This is a genomic window from Bradyrhizobium sp. 1, from assembly GCF_023073315.1.
In the GTDB taxonomy this organism is placed as follows: Bacteria; Pseudomonadota; Alphaproteobacteria; order Rhizobiales; family Xanthobacteraceae; genus Bradyrhizobium.
Genome location: NZ_JADPJH010000033.1, coordinates 568065 through 586762, shown reverse-complemented (window position 1 = coordinate 586762; position 18698 = coordinate 568065). Strand labels below are relative to the sequence as shown.

19 protein-coding genes are annotated in these 18698 nt (G+C 62.1%); 13 read left to right on the top strand and 6 right to left on the bottom strand.

Going from position 1 to position 18698, the window contains the following annotated elements; translation table 11 throughout:
• The first annotated feature begins 83 nt into the window (after nucleotides 1-83).
• From IVB29_RS27755 to IVB29_RS38570, 4 genes are all read left to right on the top strand, one after another.
• Complete coding sequence (locus IVB29_RS27755) at nucleotides 84-1220, top strand: acyl-CoA dehydrogenase family protein (RefSeq protein ID WP_247506584.1); 1137 nt, start codon at nucleotides 84-86, stop codon at nucleotides 1218-1220.
• A gap of 39 nt (nucleotides 1221-1259) precedes the next feature.
• Nucleotides 1260-2246, top strand: a complete 987-nt coding sequence (locus tag IVB29_RS27750) for an NADPH:quinone oxidoreductase family protein (protein ID WP_247506583.1) — start codon at nucleotides 1260-1262, stop codon at nucleotides 2244-2246.
• Between the two features lie 37 nt (nucleotides 2247-2283).
• A complete protein-coding gene (locus IVB29_RS27745) occupies nucleotides 2284-3486 on the top strand; it encodes an ABC transporter substrate-binding protein (RefSeq protein WP_247506582.1) in 1203 nt (400 codons plus the stop codon).
• A 1039-nt stretch (nucleotides 3487-4525) separates the two neighbouring features.
• Nucleotides 4526-5149, top strand: coding sequence for a hypothetical protein (locus IVB29_RS38570; protein ID WP_346731309.1), 624 nt, complete (start codon nucleotides 4526-4528; stop codon nucleotides 5147-5149).
• Here IVB29_RS38570 and IVB29_RS27735 read toward each other — a convergent pair.
• On the bottom strand, nucleotides 5082-5774 hold the full coding sequence (locus tag IVB29_RS27735) for an SDR family NAD(P)-dependent oxidoreductase (RefSeq protein ID WP_247506581.1): 693 nt from the start codon (nucleotides 5772-5774) through the stop codon (nucleotides 5082-5084). The two genes, IVB29_RS38570 and IVB29_RS27735, sit on opposite strands and share 68 nt — an antisense overlap.
• Before the next feature lie 236 nt (nucleotides 5775-6010).
• On the opposite strand from IVB29_RS27735, the gene IVB29_RS27730 reads away from it, so the two are divergent.
• The 9 genes from IVB29_RS27730 to IVB29_RS27690 all read left to right on the top strand — a co-directional run bounded on the left by IVB29_RS27730 (nucleotide 6011) and on the right by IVB29_RS27690 (nucleotide 14831).
• Nucleotides 6011-6814, top strand: coding sequence for an SDR family oxidoreductase (locus IVB29_RS27730; RefSeq protein ID WP_247506580.1), 804 nt, complete (start codon nucleotides 6011-6013; stop codon nucleotides 6812-6814).
• Nucleotides 6807-8009 carry a pyridoxal phosphate-dependent aminotransferase gene (locus IVB29_RS27725; RefSeq protein WP_247506579.1) on the top strand — a complete coding sequence of 401 codons (1203 nt, stop codon included), beginning with the start codon at nucleotides 6807-6809 and terminating at the stop codon, nucleotides 8007-8009. Before IVB29_RS27730 ends, IVB29_RS27725 begins: the two co-directional genes overlap by 8 nt.
• Nucleotides 8010-8229: 220 nt before the next feature.
• On the top strand, nucleotides 8230-9162 hold the full coding sequence (locus IVB29_RS27720; RefSeq protein ID WP_247506578.1) for an ABC transporter permease: 933 nt from the start codon (nucleotides 8230-8232) through the stop codon (nucleotides 9160-9162).
• Complete coding sequence (locus tag IVB29_RS27715; RefSeq protein WP_247506576.1) at nucleotides 9162-9965, top strand: ABC transporter permease; 804 nt, start codon at nucleotides 9162-9164, stop codon at nucleotides 9963-9965. The genes IVB29_RS27720 and IVB29_RS27715 overlap by 1 nt, the downstream gene beginning before the upstream one ends.
• A gap of 28 nt (nucleotides 9966-9993) precedes the next feature.
• Entirely contained in the window at nucleotides 9994-11058 is a 1065-nt protein-coding gene (locus IVB29_RS27710; RefSeq protein ID WP_247506575.1) for an extracellular solute-binding protein, read from the top strand.
• 11 nt (nucleotides 11059-11069) lie between these two features.
• Nucleotides 11070-12164 (top strand): ABC transporter ATP-binding protein, encoded by a 1095-nt coding sequence (locus IVB29_RS27705; RefSeq protein WP_247506574.1) that lies wholly within the window; start codon nucleotides 11070-11072, stop codon nucleotides 12162-12164.
• Nucleotides 12165-12302: 138 nt separating this feature from the next.
• Nucleotides 12303-12998: a 5-oxoprolinase subunit PxpB gene (gene pxpB, locus IVB29_RS27700; protein ID WP_247506573.1), complete on the top strand. Its 696-nt coding sequence runs from the start codon at nucleotides 12303-12305 to the stop codon at nucleotides 12996-12998.
• Complete coding sequence (locus IVB29_RS27695; protein WP_247506572.1) at nucleotides 12995-13972, top strand: biotin-dependent carboxyltransferase family protein; 978 nt, start codon at nucleotides 12995-12997, stop codon at nucleotides 13970-13972. The genes pxpB (IVB29_RS27700) and IVB29_RS27695 overlap by 4 nt, the downstream gene beginning before the upstream one ends.
• A gap of 91 nt (nucleotides 13973-14063) precedes the next feature.
• Entirely contained in the window at nucleotides 14064-14831 is a 768-nt protein-coding gene (locus IVB29_RS27690) for a 5-oxoprolinase subunit PxpA (protein WP_247506571.1), read from the top strand.
• Here the strand turns inward: IVB29_RS27690 and IVB29_RS27685 are convergent.
• The 5 genes from IVB29_RS27685 to IVB29_RS38565 are packed head-to-tail and all read right to left on the bottom strand — an operon-like array spanning nucleotide 14824 to nucleotide 18686.
• The gene (locus IVB29_RS27685) at nucleotides 14824-15249 is read right to left on the bottom strand and encodes a biotin/lipoyl-containing protein (RefSeq protein WP_247506570.1); all 426 of its coding nucleotides are present in this window, start codon (nucleotides 15247-15249) and stop codon (nucleotides 14824-14826) included. The two genes, IVB29_RS27690 and IVB29_RS27685, sit on opposite strands and share 8 nt — an antisense overlap.
• On the bottom strand, nucleotides 15240-16217 hold the full coding sequence (locus IVB29_RS27680) for a biotin-dependent carboxyltransferase family protein (protein WP_247506569.1): 978 nt from the start codon (nucleotides 16215-16217) through the stop codon (nucleotides 15240-15242). The genes IVB29_RS27685 and IVB29_RS27680 overlap by 10 nt, the downstream gene beginning before the upstream one ends.
• On the bottom strand, nucleotides 16214-16876 hold the full coding sequence (gene pxpB / locus IVB29_RS27675) for a 5-oxoprolinase subunit PxpB (protein WP_247506568.1): 663 nt from the start codon (nucleotides 16874-16876) through the stop codon (nucleotides 16214-16216). The genes IVB29_RS27680 and pxpB (IVB29_RS27675) overlap by 4 nt, the downstream gene beginning before the upstream one ends.
• Nucleotides 16873-18228, bottom strand: coding sequence for an acetyl-CoA carboxylase biotin carboxylase subunit (gene accC / locus IVB29_RS27670; protein WP_247506567.1), 1356 nt, complete (start codon nucleotides 18226-18228; stop codon nucleotides 16873-16875). The genes pxpB (IVB29_RS27675) and accC overlap by 4 nt, the downstream gene beginning before the upstream one ends.
• A complete protein-coding gene (locus tag IVB29_RS38565) occupies nucleotides 18228-18686 on the bottom strand; it encodes a biotin/lipoyl-containing protein (protein ID WP_247506566.1) in 459 nt (152 codons plus the stop codon). Before IVB29_RS38565 ends, accC begins: the two co-directional genes overlap by 1 nt.
• Nucleotides 18687-18698 lie beyond the last annotated feature (12 nt).

Below are 18698 nucleotides of genomic sequence, written 5' to 3'. Positions count from 1 at the left end.
GCCTGCTTGACATGCGTCGTCGGTGTGCATTAATCAACCGACCGTGCGGTCGATTAATTATTCACTAGAGGAAGCATTCGTCAATGGCCCCCGCATTGAGCCAGATCCAAAAGGAAGCCCAGCTCTCGGCCCGGAAATTCGCCGAGGATGTCCTGAAGCCGGCAGCTCAGCGCGTAGATACCGAAGCGGAATTTCCGTCCGATGCTGTTCGCGCGATGGCGGATCTGGGTTTTACCGGGCTCTCCGTTCCTGAAGAGTATGGGGGACTCAACCGAGACGCGCTCACGATCTGCTTGGTCACTGAGGAACTTGCCAGAGGATGTCCTTCCACGGCGGGTGTACTGATGGCTTTCGTGATCGGCATACAGCCGATCGTGCGGTTTGGGACTGCTGAACAGAAGAGGACGTATCTGCCGGACCTGGCAATCGCCAAACGCAGCATTTGCTTTGCAGTGACGGAGGCGCACACCGGTTCAGATGTTTCTGCCATTTCGACGACTGCGAAGCGGGAGGGCGACGGCTGGAGGTTGAGCGGCGTCAAGACGCTCATAGGGAATGCCGTGAACGCGGACTTGTGCATCCTTGCGGCGAAGACGGATGCTGGGGTGTCTGTGTTCATTGTTGATGCAAGATCGCCCGGCTACAGCGTGAGCAAAGTTTACGAGAAGATGGGCATGCGCGGGACAACGACGGGCGAGATCACTTTAGACAACGTACATGTGCCGAACTTGGGCTTGGTTGGGGTGGAAGGTCGAGGCGCATCCTTGCTCCTCGGGACCCTCGACCTGGCCCGACTTACGCTGGCTGCGGAGGCGATTGGAATTGCACAGAGGGCACTTGAGGAGGCGCTCTCTTACAGTTTGCAGCGTTCGACATTCGGAAAACAGATATCCGAATATCAGGCCATCCAGTTCATGATCGCCGATATGGCGACTTCCATTCATGCGTCGCGCGTCATGCTACACGACGCCTGTCAATTGGCGGATGGCGGGCAATCGTTCACTCGTGAAGCAGCCATGGTCAAGTTGTTTTCTTCCGAAATGGCAAACCGAGCCGCTGATACCGCGCTGCAGGTGCGCGGCGGTTGGGGCCTGGTAGATCGCTCCACAGTTGAGCGGCTGTATCGGGACGCTAGGTATACTCGTATTTGGGAAGGAACCTCCGAAATCCAGCGCCTCGTCATCTTCCGAAGTCTCCTAAAGACCGAGAGGGGTGGATGAGCGTTTCTGGCCCATAACGATTGCACCAGAGCAAGACACATGAAGGCTCTCGTCTGCAGAAAGTTTGGATCGTTCGACGATCTCTCAATCGACGATATTGCGGACCCGATCCCCTCCGATCGGCAGGTCCGTATCGCGGTTGTGGAGGCTGGGGTCAATTTTGGCGACGCTCTGATTACTGCTGGTCAATATCAGATCAAGCCATCGTTTCCGTTCAGTCCAGGTATGGAGGCTGCCGGCATCGTCGTGGACGTCGGCGCTGATGTCAAAAAATTCAAGCCGGGAGATCGGGTCATGGCGACCTGTGTCTACGGCGGCTTCGCCGAGGAGATATGCGTCGATCAGTCCGTCGTGTTTCCGGTCGAGAATGGCGTTTCATTTACGACGGCGGCTGTCTTCCCCATTTGCTATGGCACGGCCCGCCACGCCTTGGTGGATTGCGCGGCAATCAAACCTGGAGAGTGGCTTCTTGTGCTTGGCGCCGGATCCGGCGTGGCTCTCACAACCATTGAACTTGCGACAATGGCTGGAGCTCGCGTCATTGCAGCTGCAAGTTCTGCACAGAAACTACAAGCGGCGAAACTAGCTGGCGCAGAGGCGACCATCAACTATCAAGAAGAGCTCTTGCGTCCAGCTGTAGCCGAGATCACCAATGGGCGCGGTGTGCATGCGGTGTTCGACCCGGTTGGCGGCGATATGTCTGAGCATGCGCTGCGCACGATGGCGCCTGGCGGTAGATGTCTGATCGTCGGCTTTGCCGCCGGCCGGTTTCCATCAATTCCGGCCAATCTCCTATTGCTCAAAGAATGGTCTGTCATTGGCGTGAATACCGCCGTGTTGATCGAACGAAATCCGACCCTCTATCGCTCCAGATTCGCGGAAATGATGCAATGGGCCGCCAAAGGCGAGATCAAGCCGCTTGTGGCCCGGCGATATCCTTTGGTGAGAGCGGTGGAGGCACTTACGGCGGTGACTTCGCGAGATGTCGTCGGACGCATCACTGTAGTTATCCGAGACAAAATGTAAGTCTAGAACCGAAAGAACAAAGCTTGGGAGGGTAGAGATGTTAAGGCAGGCCGCCGCAATTGGAATCGCAGCATTCCTATTCAATACGACACATGCGTCGGCTGCGGATCTTCCGGTCAAGATTGGTGTTCTAGGCGATCAAAACTCCGTCTATGCCGACGCTGGCGGCCGAGGCAGCATCGAAGCAGCTCGAATGGCCGTGGAAGATGCCGGGCTTGTGCTGGGAAAGCCGGCCGAGGTAGTGGCCGCTGACTTTCAGTTGAAAGTCGACGTCGGCGTAAACATAGCACGTAAATGGTATGACAATGAGGATGTGGATGTCATTATCGATGTGCCCTTTTCAGGCCTTGCCTTGGCGATCGCGGACATGGCTAGCCAGCGAAAGAAGCTCGCCCTATTTACAGCGCCTGCGAGTTCAGACATCACAGGCACAAAATGCACCGCCTTCACGGCTCAATGGACTTACGACAACTATTCGCTTGGCCATGGTCCGACCCTCGGACTCGTCGACCGTGGCGATGACACATGGTTCTTCATTAGTACCGACAATGTATTTGGCGTCGGACTGCAAAACGAGGCCACCCAGGCCGTTCAGGCGGCCGGCGGAACGGTGTTTGGGGCCGTCCGCGCTCCTGTTGCTACCGCGGACTACTCATCCTTCTTGCTGCAGGCGCAAGCATCGAAGGCGAAGGTGATCGGTTTGACGACGGCCGGGGCGGATCTTGCTACGGCGGTCAAGCAGGGAGAAGAGTTCGGAGTCCGCGCACGAGGACAAAAATTCGCGGCGCTGATGGCCACGCTTGATGCTGTCGATGCCATAGGTCTCAAGGCAGCGCAGGGGTTGACGGTCGCGGAAGCGTTCTATTGGGATCAAGACGATCAGACACGTGCGTTCGCGAAGCGCTTTTCCGAACGCCTGGGGCGTATGCCGACGCAGGTCCAGGCAGCAGCGTACAGCGCCGTGAATCACTATCTTAAGGCTGTCAAGGCGGCGGGCTCTAAAGAGGCAGAGCTCGTGATGGGAAAAATGCGCTCGATCCCGATCAACGACTTTATGAGCCATGATGCTGTTTTGCGTACGGATGGTAGAGTCCAGCGAGAGTTGTATCTCTTTGAGGTAAAGTCACCCCAAGAATCGAAAGCGCGCTGGGACTATTACAAGCTGCTCGCGACTATCCCGGCGGAAAAGGCTACACGCCCAATCGACCAGGGCGGATGTCCGCTCATTCCGGAAAAATAGTTCAGCGTTACTGCGCAAGGGCCTCCCGCTACTGTGACTTGTGGGCATAACATCGGAGCTTTGCAGTCTTTTCGCGAGGACATGATCGAGCGAAACGCTGCCGTGGGTGCTCCACCGCCGAGGTTGCGATGCCGCAAAGCCATCAACATGAGCCAATCGTCGGGCCGCTTACGGGTGTGCGTATTCTGGAATTTTGGGGACCTGTACCGTTCGCCTGCATGTTGGTGCCCGATGGGCGCTGACGTGTTGATAATTGAGCGGCCTAGCCACGCCCTTAGTCATCCAGCCAACTTTATCGCTCGTGGACGTCGGACCTCGCAACCCGACCTCAAGAGTAAGGAGGACCTGGCGGTCGCAAGGCTCACTAATGCTCAACAGGACCTCGGACGGCGTATAGTTCCCGCGTTAGTCCTCATCCGATATTCTTGTCGAAGGCTTCAGGCCCCGGTGACGGAGAAGTTCGGCCTAGGTCCAATTGTTGACGGCGAACTCCCGACTTGTCTGGCCGGATGACTGGACGGTGCCGGGAAGGGCCGCTCGATCTCCGACTTGGTGGCCACTAACTCCGTCGCCTGCCGCTTCGATCCAACTGGCAACCTCCTGACAGGGAACATGAGGTAGCTTGGGCTTCACTTGGTAACGATCAAGGGCGACCAACGAATCGACATAGCCTAACCGCACGCCGCGATCCTGATCACTACCTCACCGGGCGCGGGCCGTCGGAGCTCCACTTCGAGGATCCGATAGTGGTCGAGACCTATCGAGCGTCTCCGTCTGACGATTCTCTTCTCGCCAAATCCTTGCTTCAGCCAGATAATAATCAATATCGCGTGGTACGCGACACCCAGCGCCCGGGAGGAGTTAAACTATCGCGGGCGTACAGCCTTGGCACCCCACATACAGAGACTCGATGGCTCGAAGCCGAATTGCCGGGGGCCGGTGCGTTTCCTCGTCCTCGATCTCGTCGACGCCTACCGACTACTCGAACACCATCGCGTTCGGACCCTGAAAATGCAGGAAGCGCGTGCCAGAAGGTGGGATGGCGGCAGAGGCCGAAGACGATGGGCGCTTTCTGGCCGGACAGATGATAGCAGGAACGAAGCACATCGTCGTTACTCTCGACTTGATGGTTGATGTGGCGAACGCCGCGGCCTGGCGCCAGGGCCATGGTGTGGTGAATCGCATTGAACCGCATCAAGGCGATGTCGCCGATCCGATCGCTAACGCTGGCATTGCAGACCTCGGTCCAAAACAACTCGTCCCGGACGGGATCCGTCGTGAAGAGGCCGACGTGGCTGAAGCCGGTGATTCCGGCATCACGGGTGGCAAAGTAGCGCTTTCCGAACCGCTGGGGGCGCACCATAAGCTTGATCCAGTCGCCGATCGGATCATTGAAGCTGATGAATTCCTTCACCTTCCGCTGCGCGCACTCGGCGGCGGTGCCAGCGTGCAGGATGTGACCAAGGGATTCGAGCGTTGCTGCGGCGGTCTGGAGCTTGCTCTCATCCGCGACCTCGAATGCAGCTGTTTGGTCACGAGGATCACCGTGGAAATAGCTTCAATCTCTGCTGTGAGGCAGCGGTCCCGGCCGCGCCTTAAAGCATTGGCTCGAATTGGCAGTGCACGAGCATTTCGGAGATCGAGGCGTTGTTCGGCAGCATGAGTGCGGTTTCGGCCAGTCGGGCGATGTCGTCCGGCTGGCTCATCTCGTGGCGGGGGATCTCGTCGTCGTTCAGCGTCATGTGAGTGGCAACGTAGCCGGGGCAGACCACCGTCGCCCGAATACCGGCCGCGCGACCTTCCCGGCGAATGCCGTGGGTGAGCGCAACCACGGCGAACTTGGTCATCGCGTAGCCGACGTTGCTCCCTACGCGCTTTCCGGCGAGGGACCCGAGGTTGATGACCCGCCCATGACCGCAGACCGCCAGATGAGGCAGGCTGGCTCTGACGAGGCGCAGGGGCCCCTTGACGTTTACACGCCACATTTCATCCAGCTCGTTCTCGCCGTCGTCGGAGACACGGACCTTCGGATTGATACCGGCCGTGTTGACGATGGCGTCGACGCCGCCCCACCGCGCGACCGTTGCGTTGACCCAGGAGACTGGGCTCTGGGCGTCTTCGGCATCATAGCGGTGCGTCAGGAGCCTTTCGCTCTCGGCGAGACGGCTCGGGTCGCGAAGCCCGGCCGATACCCGGAAGCCCGAGGCCAAGAGCCGTTCGACGACGGCGCGTCCGATGCCGCGCGAAGCTCCCGAGACCATGACGATCCGATTGCCGACTTCCAACATCCTGGTCCGTCTCCCATGGGCGAGCGAAGAGCATGGCAAAATGTATGGGGATAAGCGCGGCGACGAGTAAGAGAAATTCACTCTGCCTGTATCGGGTGGGCTTATGGCTCGCGTGCCCGAGTTTCGGCCGGGATATTGGATGTCCTTATGAGGGCAGAACAAATCCGCTGTATGCGTGCGTTGGCCTCCGCACGTAACTTTTCGCCGCTCCGGCTGACGGCAAGAGAGCCTTGCGGATGGGATTTTCGGACTACCGAACGGCGTTGGTGACGGGCGCGTCCTCAGGTATTGGGGCTGCGACGGTTCGGCGCCTTCGTGCCGAGGGGCTCGAGGTTCATGCACTGGCGCGCGACGTTCGCCGGCTGGCCAGCCTGTCGGCCGAGACCGGATGCCACGCCTGCGCGGTTGATCTGAATGATCTCGACGGCTTGAAGCGCCTTGCAAGCTCGGCCGAATTCGATGTTCTCGTTAACAATGCCGGCCAGTCGCGGCGCGGTAATATCCAGGATACAGCGCCCGATGATGTCGACACCCTGGTCGACGTCAATCTGCGCGCGGTCCTGCACCTGACGAGGCTAATTGTGCCGGGTATGGCGACGCGCAACCGCGGCCACGTGGTCAATGTCTCGTCGATCGCCGGGCACTATGCCTTTGGCGAGAACGCGACGACATTCAATTCCTCCGTGGCTTATCACGCGACCAAGGCGGGCATTCACTCGCTGTCACAGCAATTGCGCGTCGATCTCTACGGCACCTGCGTTCGCGTCACCGAAGTCTCGCCCGGGCGGGTGGCGACGAGCATCTTCCAGAACCAGAACGCCGCCGACGACCCGGATGCCCGCTTCGTCGGGGCCTTCGAGACGCTGCAGTCCGAAGACATCGCGGATGCCGTTGCGTTCGCGGTGGGATCGCCGGCACGGATGAATGTCGCGACGATCGAGGTCGTACCCACGTTCCAGGTCGTTGGCGAACTACGATTTGCGAGCCGATCCGAGGCCGCACGTTTGAAAGACATGAGAAGTGGAGCCGACAATGCCTGAACTCGCAAATCGCCTCAAGACCGTGAAGGTGTCGGCTTCGGCGGCGATGACGGACAAGGCGCGCGAGCTCCGCGACGCGGGCGTGAAGATCGTGGGCCTGTCGTCCGGCGAGCCCGATTTTCCGACGCCGCCGCATGCGATCGAAGCCGCACATCGGGCCGCCCTTGCCGGCGATACCAAATATCCGGCCCAGCCGGGGACCGTCGCGCTGCGGACCGCTGTCCAGCGCAAGTTCAAGCGCGAGAACAATCTCGACTACGCCCTCGACGAGATCCTGATCGCCAATGGCGGCAAGCAGATCATCTTCAACGCGCTGTTTGCGACCTGCAATCCCGGCGACGAGGTCGTCATTCCGGCGCCAGGCTGGATTACCTATGCGGACATCGTTCTTCTGGCGGAGGCGACGCCCATCGCGGTGCCGTGCCCGGAGAACAACCGGTTCAAGCTCCGCCCGGCAGACCTGGAGGCGGCGATCACGCCCAGGACGAAGTGGCTGATCCTGAATTTTCCCAACAATCCGACCGGCGCTGCATGCACCCGCGACGAGATGCGCGCGATCGCCGACGTCATGCTGAAGCACCCCGAGGTCTGGATTCTCACCGACGACATCTATGAACATCTCACCTATGACGGTTTCGAGTTCTGCACCATCGCGGAGGTCGAGCCGAAGCTGAAGAATCGCGTCGTGACCGTGAACGGCGCGTCCAAGGCCTACGCCATGACGGGCTGGCGGGTTGGCTATTGCGGCGGTCCCAAGGACCTGATCGCGGCGATGAACAATGTCCACGGTCAGGCGACCGGCGGAATCTGCACAGTGAGCCAGGCAGCGGCCGTCGCGGTCCTGGACGGAGCGCAGGACTACCTGAAGGAGCGCGCTGACATCTATCGCGACCGGCGCGATCTGGTGGTCAAGCTCCTCAATCAGATTCCCGGGATTACCTGCCACAAGCCGGAAGGAGCCTTCTACGTGTTCCCCAACATCGCCGGCTGCATCGGCAAGACCACCAAGGGCGGGCGACGGCTGGAAACCGATGCCGACTTCATCTCGGCGCTACTGGAGGAGCAGCATGTCGCCGCGGTACCCGGGGGCGCGTATGGCATGAGCCCGTATTTCCGCATTTCCTATGCGACCGATACCGAATCGCTGAAGGAAGGCTGCCGGCGTATCGCGAGCTTCTGCGAAACCCTGCGCTGACCGGCGTCGATATGTCAGGGGGCTTGGCCCTCAGCGGAGAACGAAAGATGCAGCCAGCGGCATTTGTCGACCAAGATCGGAGCAGTATGCCGAACCAATTGTCATAATCCTTCCTAATGCCCCTAAACGAAGATGTTCTTGGTCCTGTAGGATGCCGGCGCATAAGCTTTGTGCAAAGAGGGGTATTGCCTTGGTATCGCGCAGTCGAGGACGGCCAGCGATGACCACCAGCGACGATGCGGTGGCGGTTTTAGGTGTTCAAGCTCCACCGGCAACCCTGCGGGCGTCGCGGTGGCGTCTGGCCCTCCCGGTCGGGCTTCTCGCCGTCCCGATGCTGGCATTCCTGACGTACTTCTTCTTCTATCCGGCACTGGGGCTGCTGTTCTCGAGCATCCAGACACAGGACAGCCGCGGCATCATCGGCCGTCCGTTCACGCTTGCGCACTACGCCCGTCTGATCAACGTCGAGCTCTACGCACGCGTGCTCTGGACGACGCTGCGGATCAGCATCATCACCTCGGTGCTTGCGACAGTGCTTGCCTATCCGGTCGCGCTGGTGATGGTCAAGAGCCGACCGATGGTCACGCGCATCATCACCTTGATCGTCATCGCGCCCCTGATCGTCAGCGTGGTCGTTCGTGGATACGGCTGGCAGCTCGTGCTCCAGAACGGGCCGAAGGGGATGCTGAACTGGATCCTGATGACGCTGCACATCGTCGGTGCCCCGATATCGGTCCTCTACACCGAGGTCGCCGTCGTCATCGGGTCGCTGCACGTGTTCTTCCCCATGATGGTTCTGCCGCTGGCCTCCGCGCTCGGCAAGATCGATCCCAACCTCGAAGATGCAGCGCGGATGCTGGGCGCGCCATGGTGGAAGGTGTTCCTCCGCGTGACGCTGCCGTTGAGCATGCCCGGTTTCGTGGCCGGATTCACCCTGGTATTCTCGCTCACCGCCGGCTCCTTCGTCATTCCTGCGATCCTGGGCGGCGCTTCGGCGATCATGCTCGGCAATCTGATCGAGCAGCAGATCTTCGTCGTCTACGACTGGCCGTTCGGCGCCGCGATTGCCGCCGTTCTCGTCGGCCTGGTCCTCGCGGTGAACGGCGTTTCGATGTGGCTTCTGGAAGGACGACGTCTCAGGAGGCCCGACTGATGGACGAGCGGTTTTCCGGCTTCGGCGCCTTCATCCTCTACACCATTACCGGCTGCATGATGCTGTTCATCCTGGCGCCGCTGCTCCTCGTCATGGCGGTGTCGGTTTCCGATTCCTATTTCGTGACGTTCCCGCCGCAGGGCTTCACGCTGAAATGGTATGCCAAGGTTCTCCAGGACCGAGACTTCCTCGAGGCGATGCGGCTGAGCATTCTGCTCGCGCTCGGCACGACGGCGGGCTCGCTCCTGTTCGGCGTGCCCGCCGCCTTTGCGCTGGTCCGTGGCGAGTTCTTTGGACTGGCAGCGATCAAGGGGTTCTTGCTGTCGCCGCTGATTTTCCCGGCGCTGGTCACGGGCCTGGCGCTGCTTCAGATCCTGACCAAGCTCGGCTCGCAGGATGCGCGGCTCAACCTCCTGATCGGGCACGTGGTGGTGACCTCGCCCTACGTCATCCGTACCGTCGTCACCAGCCTCCAGCTCGTGGATGAGAATCTGGAGGATGCCGCGCGCACCCTCGGCGCAAACCGGCTGACGACCTTCTGGCGCGTGACCCTGCCGCAGATTGCCTCGGGCGTCGCCGCCGGTGGGCTGTTCGCCTTTATGGTGTCTTTTGACAATTATCCGGTCACGATGTGGCTGGCGAACTCGGAATACTCGCCCGTGCCGCTCGTCCTGATGCGGCAACTGGTCAACGTCTTTGATCCTTCCGTGCCGGCGATGTCGACGATCATCATTCTGATGGCGATGGTCGGGGTGTTGCTGCTGGAGAAACTGGTCGGCCTTCGCCGCGCGCTGGCTGCCTGATGTGCATTGGTAGATGGAGATTGGACCCATGAAGCTGACACGTAGGACTCTCATTAAAGCCGGCGCATCCGCGGTTGCCTTCCCGACGATCATCAGCCGATCGTGGGCGCAGGACGCCAAGCAACTGCATGTCGGCGTCTACAACTCCGCGCTGGGCAAGCTGATTCAGAAAGAAGTCATTCCGAAATTCGAGGCCGAGTTCAAGTGCCGCGTCTTCACGATCGAAGGCGCGACGCTCTCCAACATCGCCGCTCTCCGCGCCACCCGTGATACGCCGCGCTTTAGCATGATGATGATGGACGATGTCGGCATCCCCCAGGCCAAGCAGGAAGGGCTGATTGACAAGCTCGATGCGGCCAAGATTCCGAATCTTGCCAAGGTCTATCCGCGGTATCTCTTCGAAGAGGATTATGGTGTCGGCTTCTCGATCTCGAGCGCGGCCATGTTCATCAATCCGCAGGTGACAAAGCCGCTCGAGAGCTACGAGCAGATCTTCGACGCCAAATATCGCAAGCAGATCCTGCTGAACACGCCCAAGAACACCCAGAGCGTGCTGATGCTGATCGTGGCGACGGCGCTGACGACGGGCAAGCCGCTGAAGGAAGCGCAATACCTGGTCGATAGCGGCTGGGACAAGCTCGCGACCCTCAAGCCCAACGTCCTGACGATTTACGACAGCGAGGCGCAGGTGCTCCAGGTGGCCCAGGGCCAGGCGACCATCGGCGGCATCGAATATTCGAAGGCAATCTATCCGCACACGGCCAAGGGCATGCCGCTCGACATGACGTTCCCCAAGGAAGGCGCCTTCACCGGCATCAACAGCATGACGCTGGTCAAGAATGCACCCGAGCCCGAGCTCGCCTGTGCCCTGATCAACCGCATTCTCGAGCCCTCGGTCGCCAAGATGCTGTCCGAGCAGACGCTCAGCGCGCCCTCGGTGGGCGGCATCGACTTCAAGCCGGAGACGGCCAAGTTCCTGGCCTATCCCGACACCAAGGCGACCGATCTCGGACTGTTCACGCCGGACTGGAAGTTTATCGTCCCGCGCCGCGGTCCGTGGCTGGAGCGCTATAATCAGGTGTTCACGAGCTAGGACAGGCTGCCATGAAGTCTTCCGAAGTCAGGCTTGACCGCCTCGTCAAGGAATATAACCGCACCGTTGCGGTCGACGACGTCTCGCTCACGATCGAGCCCGGCCATATGGTCGCGCTACTCGGTCCGAGCGGATGCGGCAAGACGACCTGTCTGCGCATGATCGCCGGGCTGATCCGTCCGACTTCCGGCGACGTCTTCGTCAACGACAAGAAGATGACCGGCGTTCCCGTGCATCGCCGCAATGTCGGGATGCTGTTCCAGAACTACGCGCTGTTTCCTCATCTGACCGTCGAGGAGAACATCGCCTTCGGCCTCGAGATGCGCGGGATATCCAAGGCCGATGCCGCAAGGAAGGTGGGCGAAGCGCTCAATCTGGTGCAGTTGTCCAGCTTCGGGAAGCGCTATCCGGCGCAACTCTCGGGCGGCCAGCAGCAGCGCATCGCATTGGGGCGGGCCCTCGTGATCGAGCCGGCCATGCTGCTGCTCGACGAGCCGCTCGGGGCGCTCGACAAGGGGCTTCGCGAGAGCATGCAGGTCGAGCTGCGCGCCCTTCAGCGCAGACTCGGTCTGACCACCGTCATGGTGACCCACGACCAGGACGAAGCCCTGACGATGGCCGATAAGATCGTGGTAATGCGCGATGGTAAGCTCGAGCAGGTCGGCTCGGCGACAGAAATCTACCAGCGTCCGACCTCGAAATTCGTTGCGCAGTTCATCGGCGCGTCGAATCTGTTCGAGGGGCCCATCGAGCAGCGCAACGGGAGCGGGGCGCTCATTCGTGTCTCGCCCGAATTGAGCCTCCAGGTCGACCAGATCCCGCAATCGGCAAGCGAGGTGATGGTCTCGATCAGGCCCGAGGCAATCGTGGTCGAGCGCGTTGGCCAGAGCCCGGCGGCACAACGCGTCAACAGCGTGACAGCGCGTGTCGATCAGGCCATCTATCGCGGATTCGTCAGTCACTATTATCTCAAGACACCGAGTGGCGGGCAGATCATCGTATTCGAGCAGAACCAGTCACAGCAGGCCGGACTTCGGTACGCGGTGGGCGAGGAGGTCGTGGCGCGGTGGGAGTCGCCCAGCAATCACGTCATCGCGCGTCACTGAAGCCGGAGAAGAGCGCGGCGTCCTGCGGGCAATCGACATCCCTTATACCCGCAGACGAACATCGTCTTGGATCGGCTTGTGCCGCTTGGCTAGATTTGATTGTGGCAGCGCCACGGGCGTTCGACCAGCGAGGCCCTCTTGTCGATTAATCAGCCCAACGCTCCCTTTGTCGGCACGATCGAGAAAAGCCCGAAGATCAGCCTGATCGGCACGCTTGCGATGCTGGTCGAGGCGCCGGGCGACTTCGACCTGGTGCAGCAGGGACGCATATGGGCCCTTGCAGATGCGGTTTCCACCTGGCCCAACGTCCAGGAGGCCGTCATTGGCGTCACCAATGTGATGCTCGTATTCGAACAGCCGCCGGCGGATATCGATATGCTCGGCGCTTCGATCGTCGAACTGTGGCATCGCGTGCCGAGCCGCAAGGCCGACGGCAAGCTCATCGAGATCCCTGTCGTCTATGGCGGGGAGCTCGGCTTCGACTTGTCGGCGGTCGCGAGCCGTGCCGGATTGTCCGAGCGCGACGTCATCAGGATTCACAGCGAAGGCGTATACACGGTCTGCGCCGTCGCGAGCTCGCCGGGATTTGGCTACCTCCACGGCCTCGATCCGCGTATCTACATGCCGCGCAAGTCCGTGCCGTCGCTCAACATGCGCGCAGGCTCGGTGACGATCGGCGGAATGCAGACCGGCGTGGCGGTGCTGACGAGCCCGAACGGATGGAATGCGATCGGATGGGCGTCGGTCGCCATGTTCGATCCAGAGCGTGAGCAACCGTCCCTGATGCTTCCGGGCGACCGCGTCCGATTCAGAATCGATCGGGTCGAGCTGTGATCGAGATATTGAACAGCCCCGCCTTCAACACCATCCAGGACCTCGGCCGCCGCGGCGTGCGTCGTTTCGGCGTGAGCACGTCGGGCGCCATGGATCCCGTCGCACTCGCCGTCGGCAATGCGTTGCTCGGCAATGATGACAATGCGGCCGGCATCGAGATCCAGACCTTTCCGTTCCGTCTGCGCTTTCAGACGGATACTACGTTTGCGCTCACCGGCGCCGATCACGACTCGACACTGGCGGGATCAACCGTCCGGCCGTGGTGGTGCACGCAGGCCAAGGCGGCCGACGTTCTCGCGATCACCGCGCCGCGGCGTGGCGCGCGGGTCTATGCGACGTTCGGCGGTGGCATCGATGTTCCGCGCGTGCTGGGCTCGCGCAGCACGCATTTGCGCGGAGGCTTCGGCGGGCTCGAGGGCCGTACCTTAGAGGCCGGTGACGTCGTGCCGATCGGGCGTTCGCCGCACAGGGGCGACGGCCGCTTCGACTTCGGCGTCGCGCCGCCGGATGTCGCGATCATGGGCGCTGCTCCAGCGGATGACCGTGTGCTGCGGATTCGCGTCATGCGAGCCGGCGAGTACGACCTGTTTTCGGAGGCGATGCAGGCGGCGTTCTGGTCCACGACATGGAAGATCAGTGCCCGCAGCGACCGGGGCGGCTACCGCCTCACTGGCGGCAAGCTGACATTGGACGCACCCGTCGAGATGCGCTCGCATGGCGTGGTGGCTGGCGTCGTGCAGGTGCCGCCGGGCGGCGAGCCGATCATCCAGATGAGCGACGCCAATACGGCCGGTGGCTATCCGAAGATCGCGGCCGTGATCGAGGCCGATCTCTGGCGCCTCGGCCAGGCGGCACCGGGATCGTTCATCGCATTCAGCGAGGTGAGCTACCAGGACGCGGTCGCGGCCATGGCTCCGGTCGACGACTATCTCGCGAAGCTGCGAGCAACTGCGGATCTATATCGAGCGCTTTAGAGCATGATCCGAAAAAGCGTGAAGCGGTTTTCCGAAAAGATCATGGTCAAGCAAAAGTGGACGTCAACAATAACAAGAGCAGGGTACGAACATGAAAATCGGCATCAATTCCGACATGGGCGAAGGTTTTGGTAATTATCGCATCTGCGACGACGAGGCGCTGATGGGCATCGTCTCGTCCGCCAACGTGGCGTGCGGCTTCCATGCCGGCGATCCCATCATCATGGATCGCATGGTGCGCCTGGCGAAGCAGAAGGGGGTCGAGGTCGGTGCCCATCCGGGCCTGCCCGATCTGCTCGGATTTGGCCGCCGCGTCATCCAGATGGATGCCGCCGAGCTCGAGAAGCACATGGTCTATCAGATCGGCGCCTTGCAGGCGATCGCAGCCAATGCCGGCCACCGCGTGACCCATGTCAGTTTCCACGCCGCGATGGGCAACATGGTCAATGCCGACCCTGATATGGCCGACGTGGTTGCCCGTGCGATTGCGACCATCAATCGCGACTTCATTGTGTTCTCGCAGCCTGACGCCGCGATCGTGCACGCCGCGCGCAAGGTAGGCTTACGCATCCTCCCTCTGTTCCTCGCTGACCGCGCCTACGACGAGAACGGCCATCTGGTGTCCCGCAAGCTTCCCAACTCCGTCATCACCTCGACTGATGCGGTGGCCGAACGGGTCAAGCGCTTCCTCGATAGTGGCACCGTGCAGACGATCGAGGGTAAGTCGATCAAGGTCGAGGCGCGCTCGATCCTGATCCACAGCGACACGCCCGGATCCGTCAACCTCGCCGGCACGGTGCGCCGCGTGATCGAGCAAGGGGGCGGCGAAGTCACGCCCGCAACTGTCCTGCTCAATTGATCGGGCTGCTCGCGTCGAGCGGGCGGATCCGCACGATCGGTGTGCCGTAGCCGACGGTTGCGCCAGGCTCCGCGATCACGGCATCGACGGTGCCGGCGGCTGGTGCCACGATGGGGGCATACAACAAGCCGATCCTGACGAGACCGACGATCGCGCCGGTCTCGATCCGCTGGCCCGGTGCGACGAACGGCTTGTCCCGCCAGGGATGGGCCGCGAGGAATTGCCCTGCGACGTCGGTTTTGGCGATGACGGAATGGTCTGGAGCCGGGGCGGCAAGCGTCGATGACGCAGCCATTCGCGGGCCCGTGTCGACGACGAGCTTCAGGGACAGGCCGGGCTCCTCGATTTCGATCTTGTCGACGCCGGACCTTTCTAGGATTTGCGCCAGACGCGCGATATCGGTCAGCTCTATCGGCATGTTCTGATCTCCGCGATAAGGCGCACGTTGGTCCTGAGCCGGTCGAGATAGGCTGACATCTCGGCTTCGGCCGCCAGCGCTTCGGCATAGGCCGTCTGCTCGAACCGCAGCTTGCGTCCGAGCCGCGCCTGACCGACGCGCCACAGGTCAGCCCGGATCACGGTTGCGATCTTCGGATAGCCGCCGGACGTCTGGGCGTCGCGCATCTGGATGATCGGTTGCCCGTTCGGCGGGATCTGGATCACGCCGGGGACGATGCCGTGCGAGCGCTTCTCGATCGGCGCTTTCGGCTTCACGGCGGGGCCTTGCAGGCGGTAGCCATAACGGTTGCTCTGCGGCGTGATCTTCCAGCTGCTGGACCAGAACAGCGCCTGCGTGGTGGCGTCGAACCGGTCATGTTCACCGGCAATCACAACCCTGACGATGGTCTCGTCTGCGGCGGCGTTCGGCCTTGCAAGCGTGATCTCGGCCGGCTCGACCCCGAGATCCCCAATGGTCGCGATCGACGCAGCGCAGGGGAGGATATCGCCGGGCTGGAGCGGCCGTCCGTGCCAGCCGCCGAACTCGCCGCGAAACTGCGTGCTGCGCGAGCCCAGCACCATGGGCACATCGATGCCACCGCCGAATGTCAGATAGAGTCGTGCGCCGCGGGGCATCGCCTTAACAGTCAGAATATCGCCGGTACGGGCGTGCGACCGCCACCATGGCGGGATCGCGCGTCCTGCGATCTCTGCCTCGACATCGGCCCCCGTGAGCGCAAAGGCCATGTCCCGGTCGAAACGAAGCTTGAACGGCAGCATCGGGATTTCGATGCCGGCAGCGTTCTCGTCGTTGCCGAGAACGATGTTGCCGGCGCGCAGGGCCACATCGTCCATCGCACCCGACGTGCCGACCCCGAAGCGATACTGGTCGAAGCGCCCGAGGTCCTGGACGCTGGCGGGCCCTGTGACTGACAGGATCTCGATCACCGGATCACCCGTTCGATCTCGAAACGGATCGTATCGCCCGGTGCCAGGGCGGCCGGCGTCGGCCAGGACGGATCAAAGAAGGTCCAGTTCGTATGCCCGATGGCGTGCCAGCCGCTCGGGCCGGGCGAGGCGGAGACACCGGTCTGCGATCCGCCGATCGAGACCGAACCACCTGCGGAGCGTTGCAGTGGTGTCTGCCGGCGCGGCATGGTGATACGCGGGTCCATGCCGCCGAGATAGCAATAGCCGGGATGGCTGCCGAGCGCGAACACCGTGTAGAGCGGCGCTGCATGGATCGCGACCACGTCGTCGACGGACAGGCCGCAATGGTCGGCGACGGAACGAAGCTGCGATCCGATCTCGCCGCCATAGGTCACGGGCAGCCTGATCTCGCGGCCACCGATCGCAAGGCCTTCCGCTGCGTCCCAGGCGTCGTTGAGCGCGGCAATCAAGGTGTCGAGCTCGCGGGGAGGCATTTCGAAGGTCAGCATCAAGTTGGTGATGCCGGGAATCGCCTCACGGATTCCTGGCCATTTCGACGCGGTCGCCGCCAGCGCCCAGATGCGCCGCTGGTGCGGCAGGTCGAATGCGCCGGGGGCCTCGAACAGCAGAGCCGATGTCCCGAGCAGGCTGATGCGCGGCCGGTCCGGCGTCGTCATGGCGCGGCGACCCGTGCATTCATCCAATGCTCGAGATGATGGATGTCGTAGCCGCCGCGACAGAACGTCGGATCGGCGAGGATCGCCTGGTGCAACGGCACGTTGGTTCGGATGCCTTCGGTGCGCAGCTCGGATAAGGCGACCCGGGCACGTGCCAGAGCTTCCTCACGGGTGCCGCCATGAGCGATCAGTTTGCCGATCAGCGAATCATAGTGACGGGGAACAATGGCGCCGGCGGTGATATGAGAATCGACGCGGATGCCGATGCCGCCGGGAACGTCCCAGCGCGTCACCGTGCCGGGCGAGGGCGCGAAGGTGGCAGGGTCCTCGGCATTGATGCGGAATTCCACGGCATGGCCGACACGGGCAATGTCGCCTTGCGCAATGCCCAGCGACTCGCCTTGCGCGATGCGAATCTGCGCCTTGACGATGTCGATTCCCGTCGTCATCTCCGTGACCGGATGCTCCACCTGGACACGCGTGTTCATCTCGATGAAGAAGAATTGCTGGTCCTCGTAGAGGAATTCGAACGTGCCGGCGCCGCGATAGCCGATCCGCCGGCAGGCCTCGACGCAGCTTGCGCCCACCCGCTCGATCAGCGCGCGATCGATGCCGGGCGCGGGGGCTTCCTCGACCACCTTCTGGTTCCTGCGCTGGAGCGAGCAGTCGCGGTCGCCGAGCCAGAGATGATTGTCGTGCTGGTCGCACAGCACCTGAATCTCGATATGGCGGGGCTTTTCGAGGAATTTCTCGATGTACACCGCAGCGTTCTTGAAGGCCTTGCCGGCTTCCGCGCGTGTCAGCGCCAGCGCCTCGTCCAGCGCGCCTTCGCTGCGCACGATCCGCATGCCACGCCCGCCGCCGCCACCGGCGGCCTTGATGATGATGGGATACCCGATGTCCCGTGCGATGGCACGAACCTCGGCCGGATCATCCGGCAGGGCGCTGTCCGGCCCCGGCACGCAAGGCACGCCCGCCAGTCGCATCGCGCGCTTGGCCGCGACCTTGTCGCCCATGGTCCGGATACAATCCGCCGGAGGGCCGATGAAGGTGAGGCCGGCGCGCGCGACCCGATCGGCGAACTCCGCACTCTCCGAGAGGAAGCCGTAACCCGGGTGGATCGCCTGGGCGCCGCTGACCTCGGCTGCGAGCAGGATTGCTGCAACGTTGAGATAGGTGCTGCTCGCCGGCGCTGGCCCGATGCAGAGCGCCTCATCGGCGAGTGCGACATAGCGTGCGGCGCGGTCCGCCTCCGAGTGAATGACGACCGTCTTGAGACCCATCGCCCGACAGGCGCGCTGGATGCGAAGCGCGATCTCGCCGCGATTGGCGATCAGGACCTTGTCGAACATCAGGACGAACCCGCAGGACCGATCCGGAACAGGGCTTGCCCCGCTTCGATCTCGTCACCGTCCTCCGCGAGGATCGCAAGCACGACACCGGGCGCCTCGGCGGCGATGTCGATGAAGGTCTTCATCGCTTCGATGATGCAGATCTTCTGCCCGGTCTCGATCAGCGCGCCGACCTCGATCAGCGGCGGCTCGTTGGGCGCAGCAGCCCGGTAGAAGACGCCGTGCATCGGTGCTGGCACGACGATGTCGGCAGTCACCTCGACAGCAGGGCTTTCGTGGTGATCGAGAGCGGGGGCGTCGATCGTGATCCCGTTTGCAGGCTGTGCCGGGGCCGCAGGCGCCCCTGAAGACGCGCGCTTGAGGATGCGAATGCGGGTGCCGTCCTGCGTGAGGTCCAGCTCCGCGATGGAGGAGCGCGTCACGAGATCGACGAGTTGTTCGATTTTGGCGAGGTCCACAGTCACGCTCCG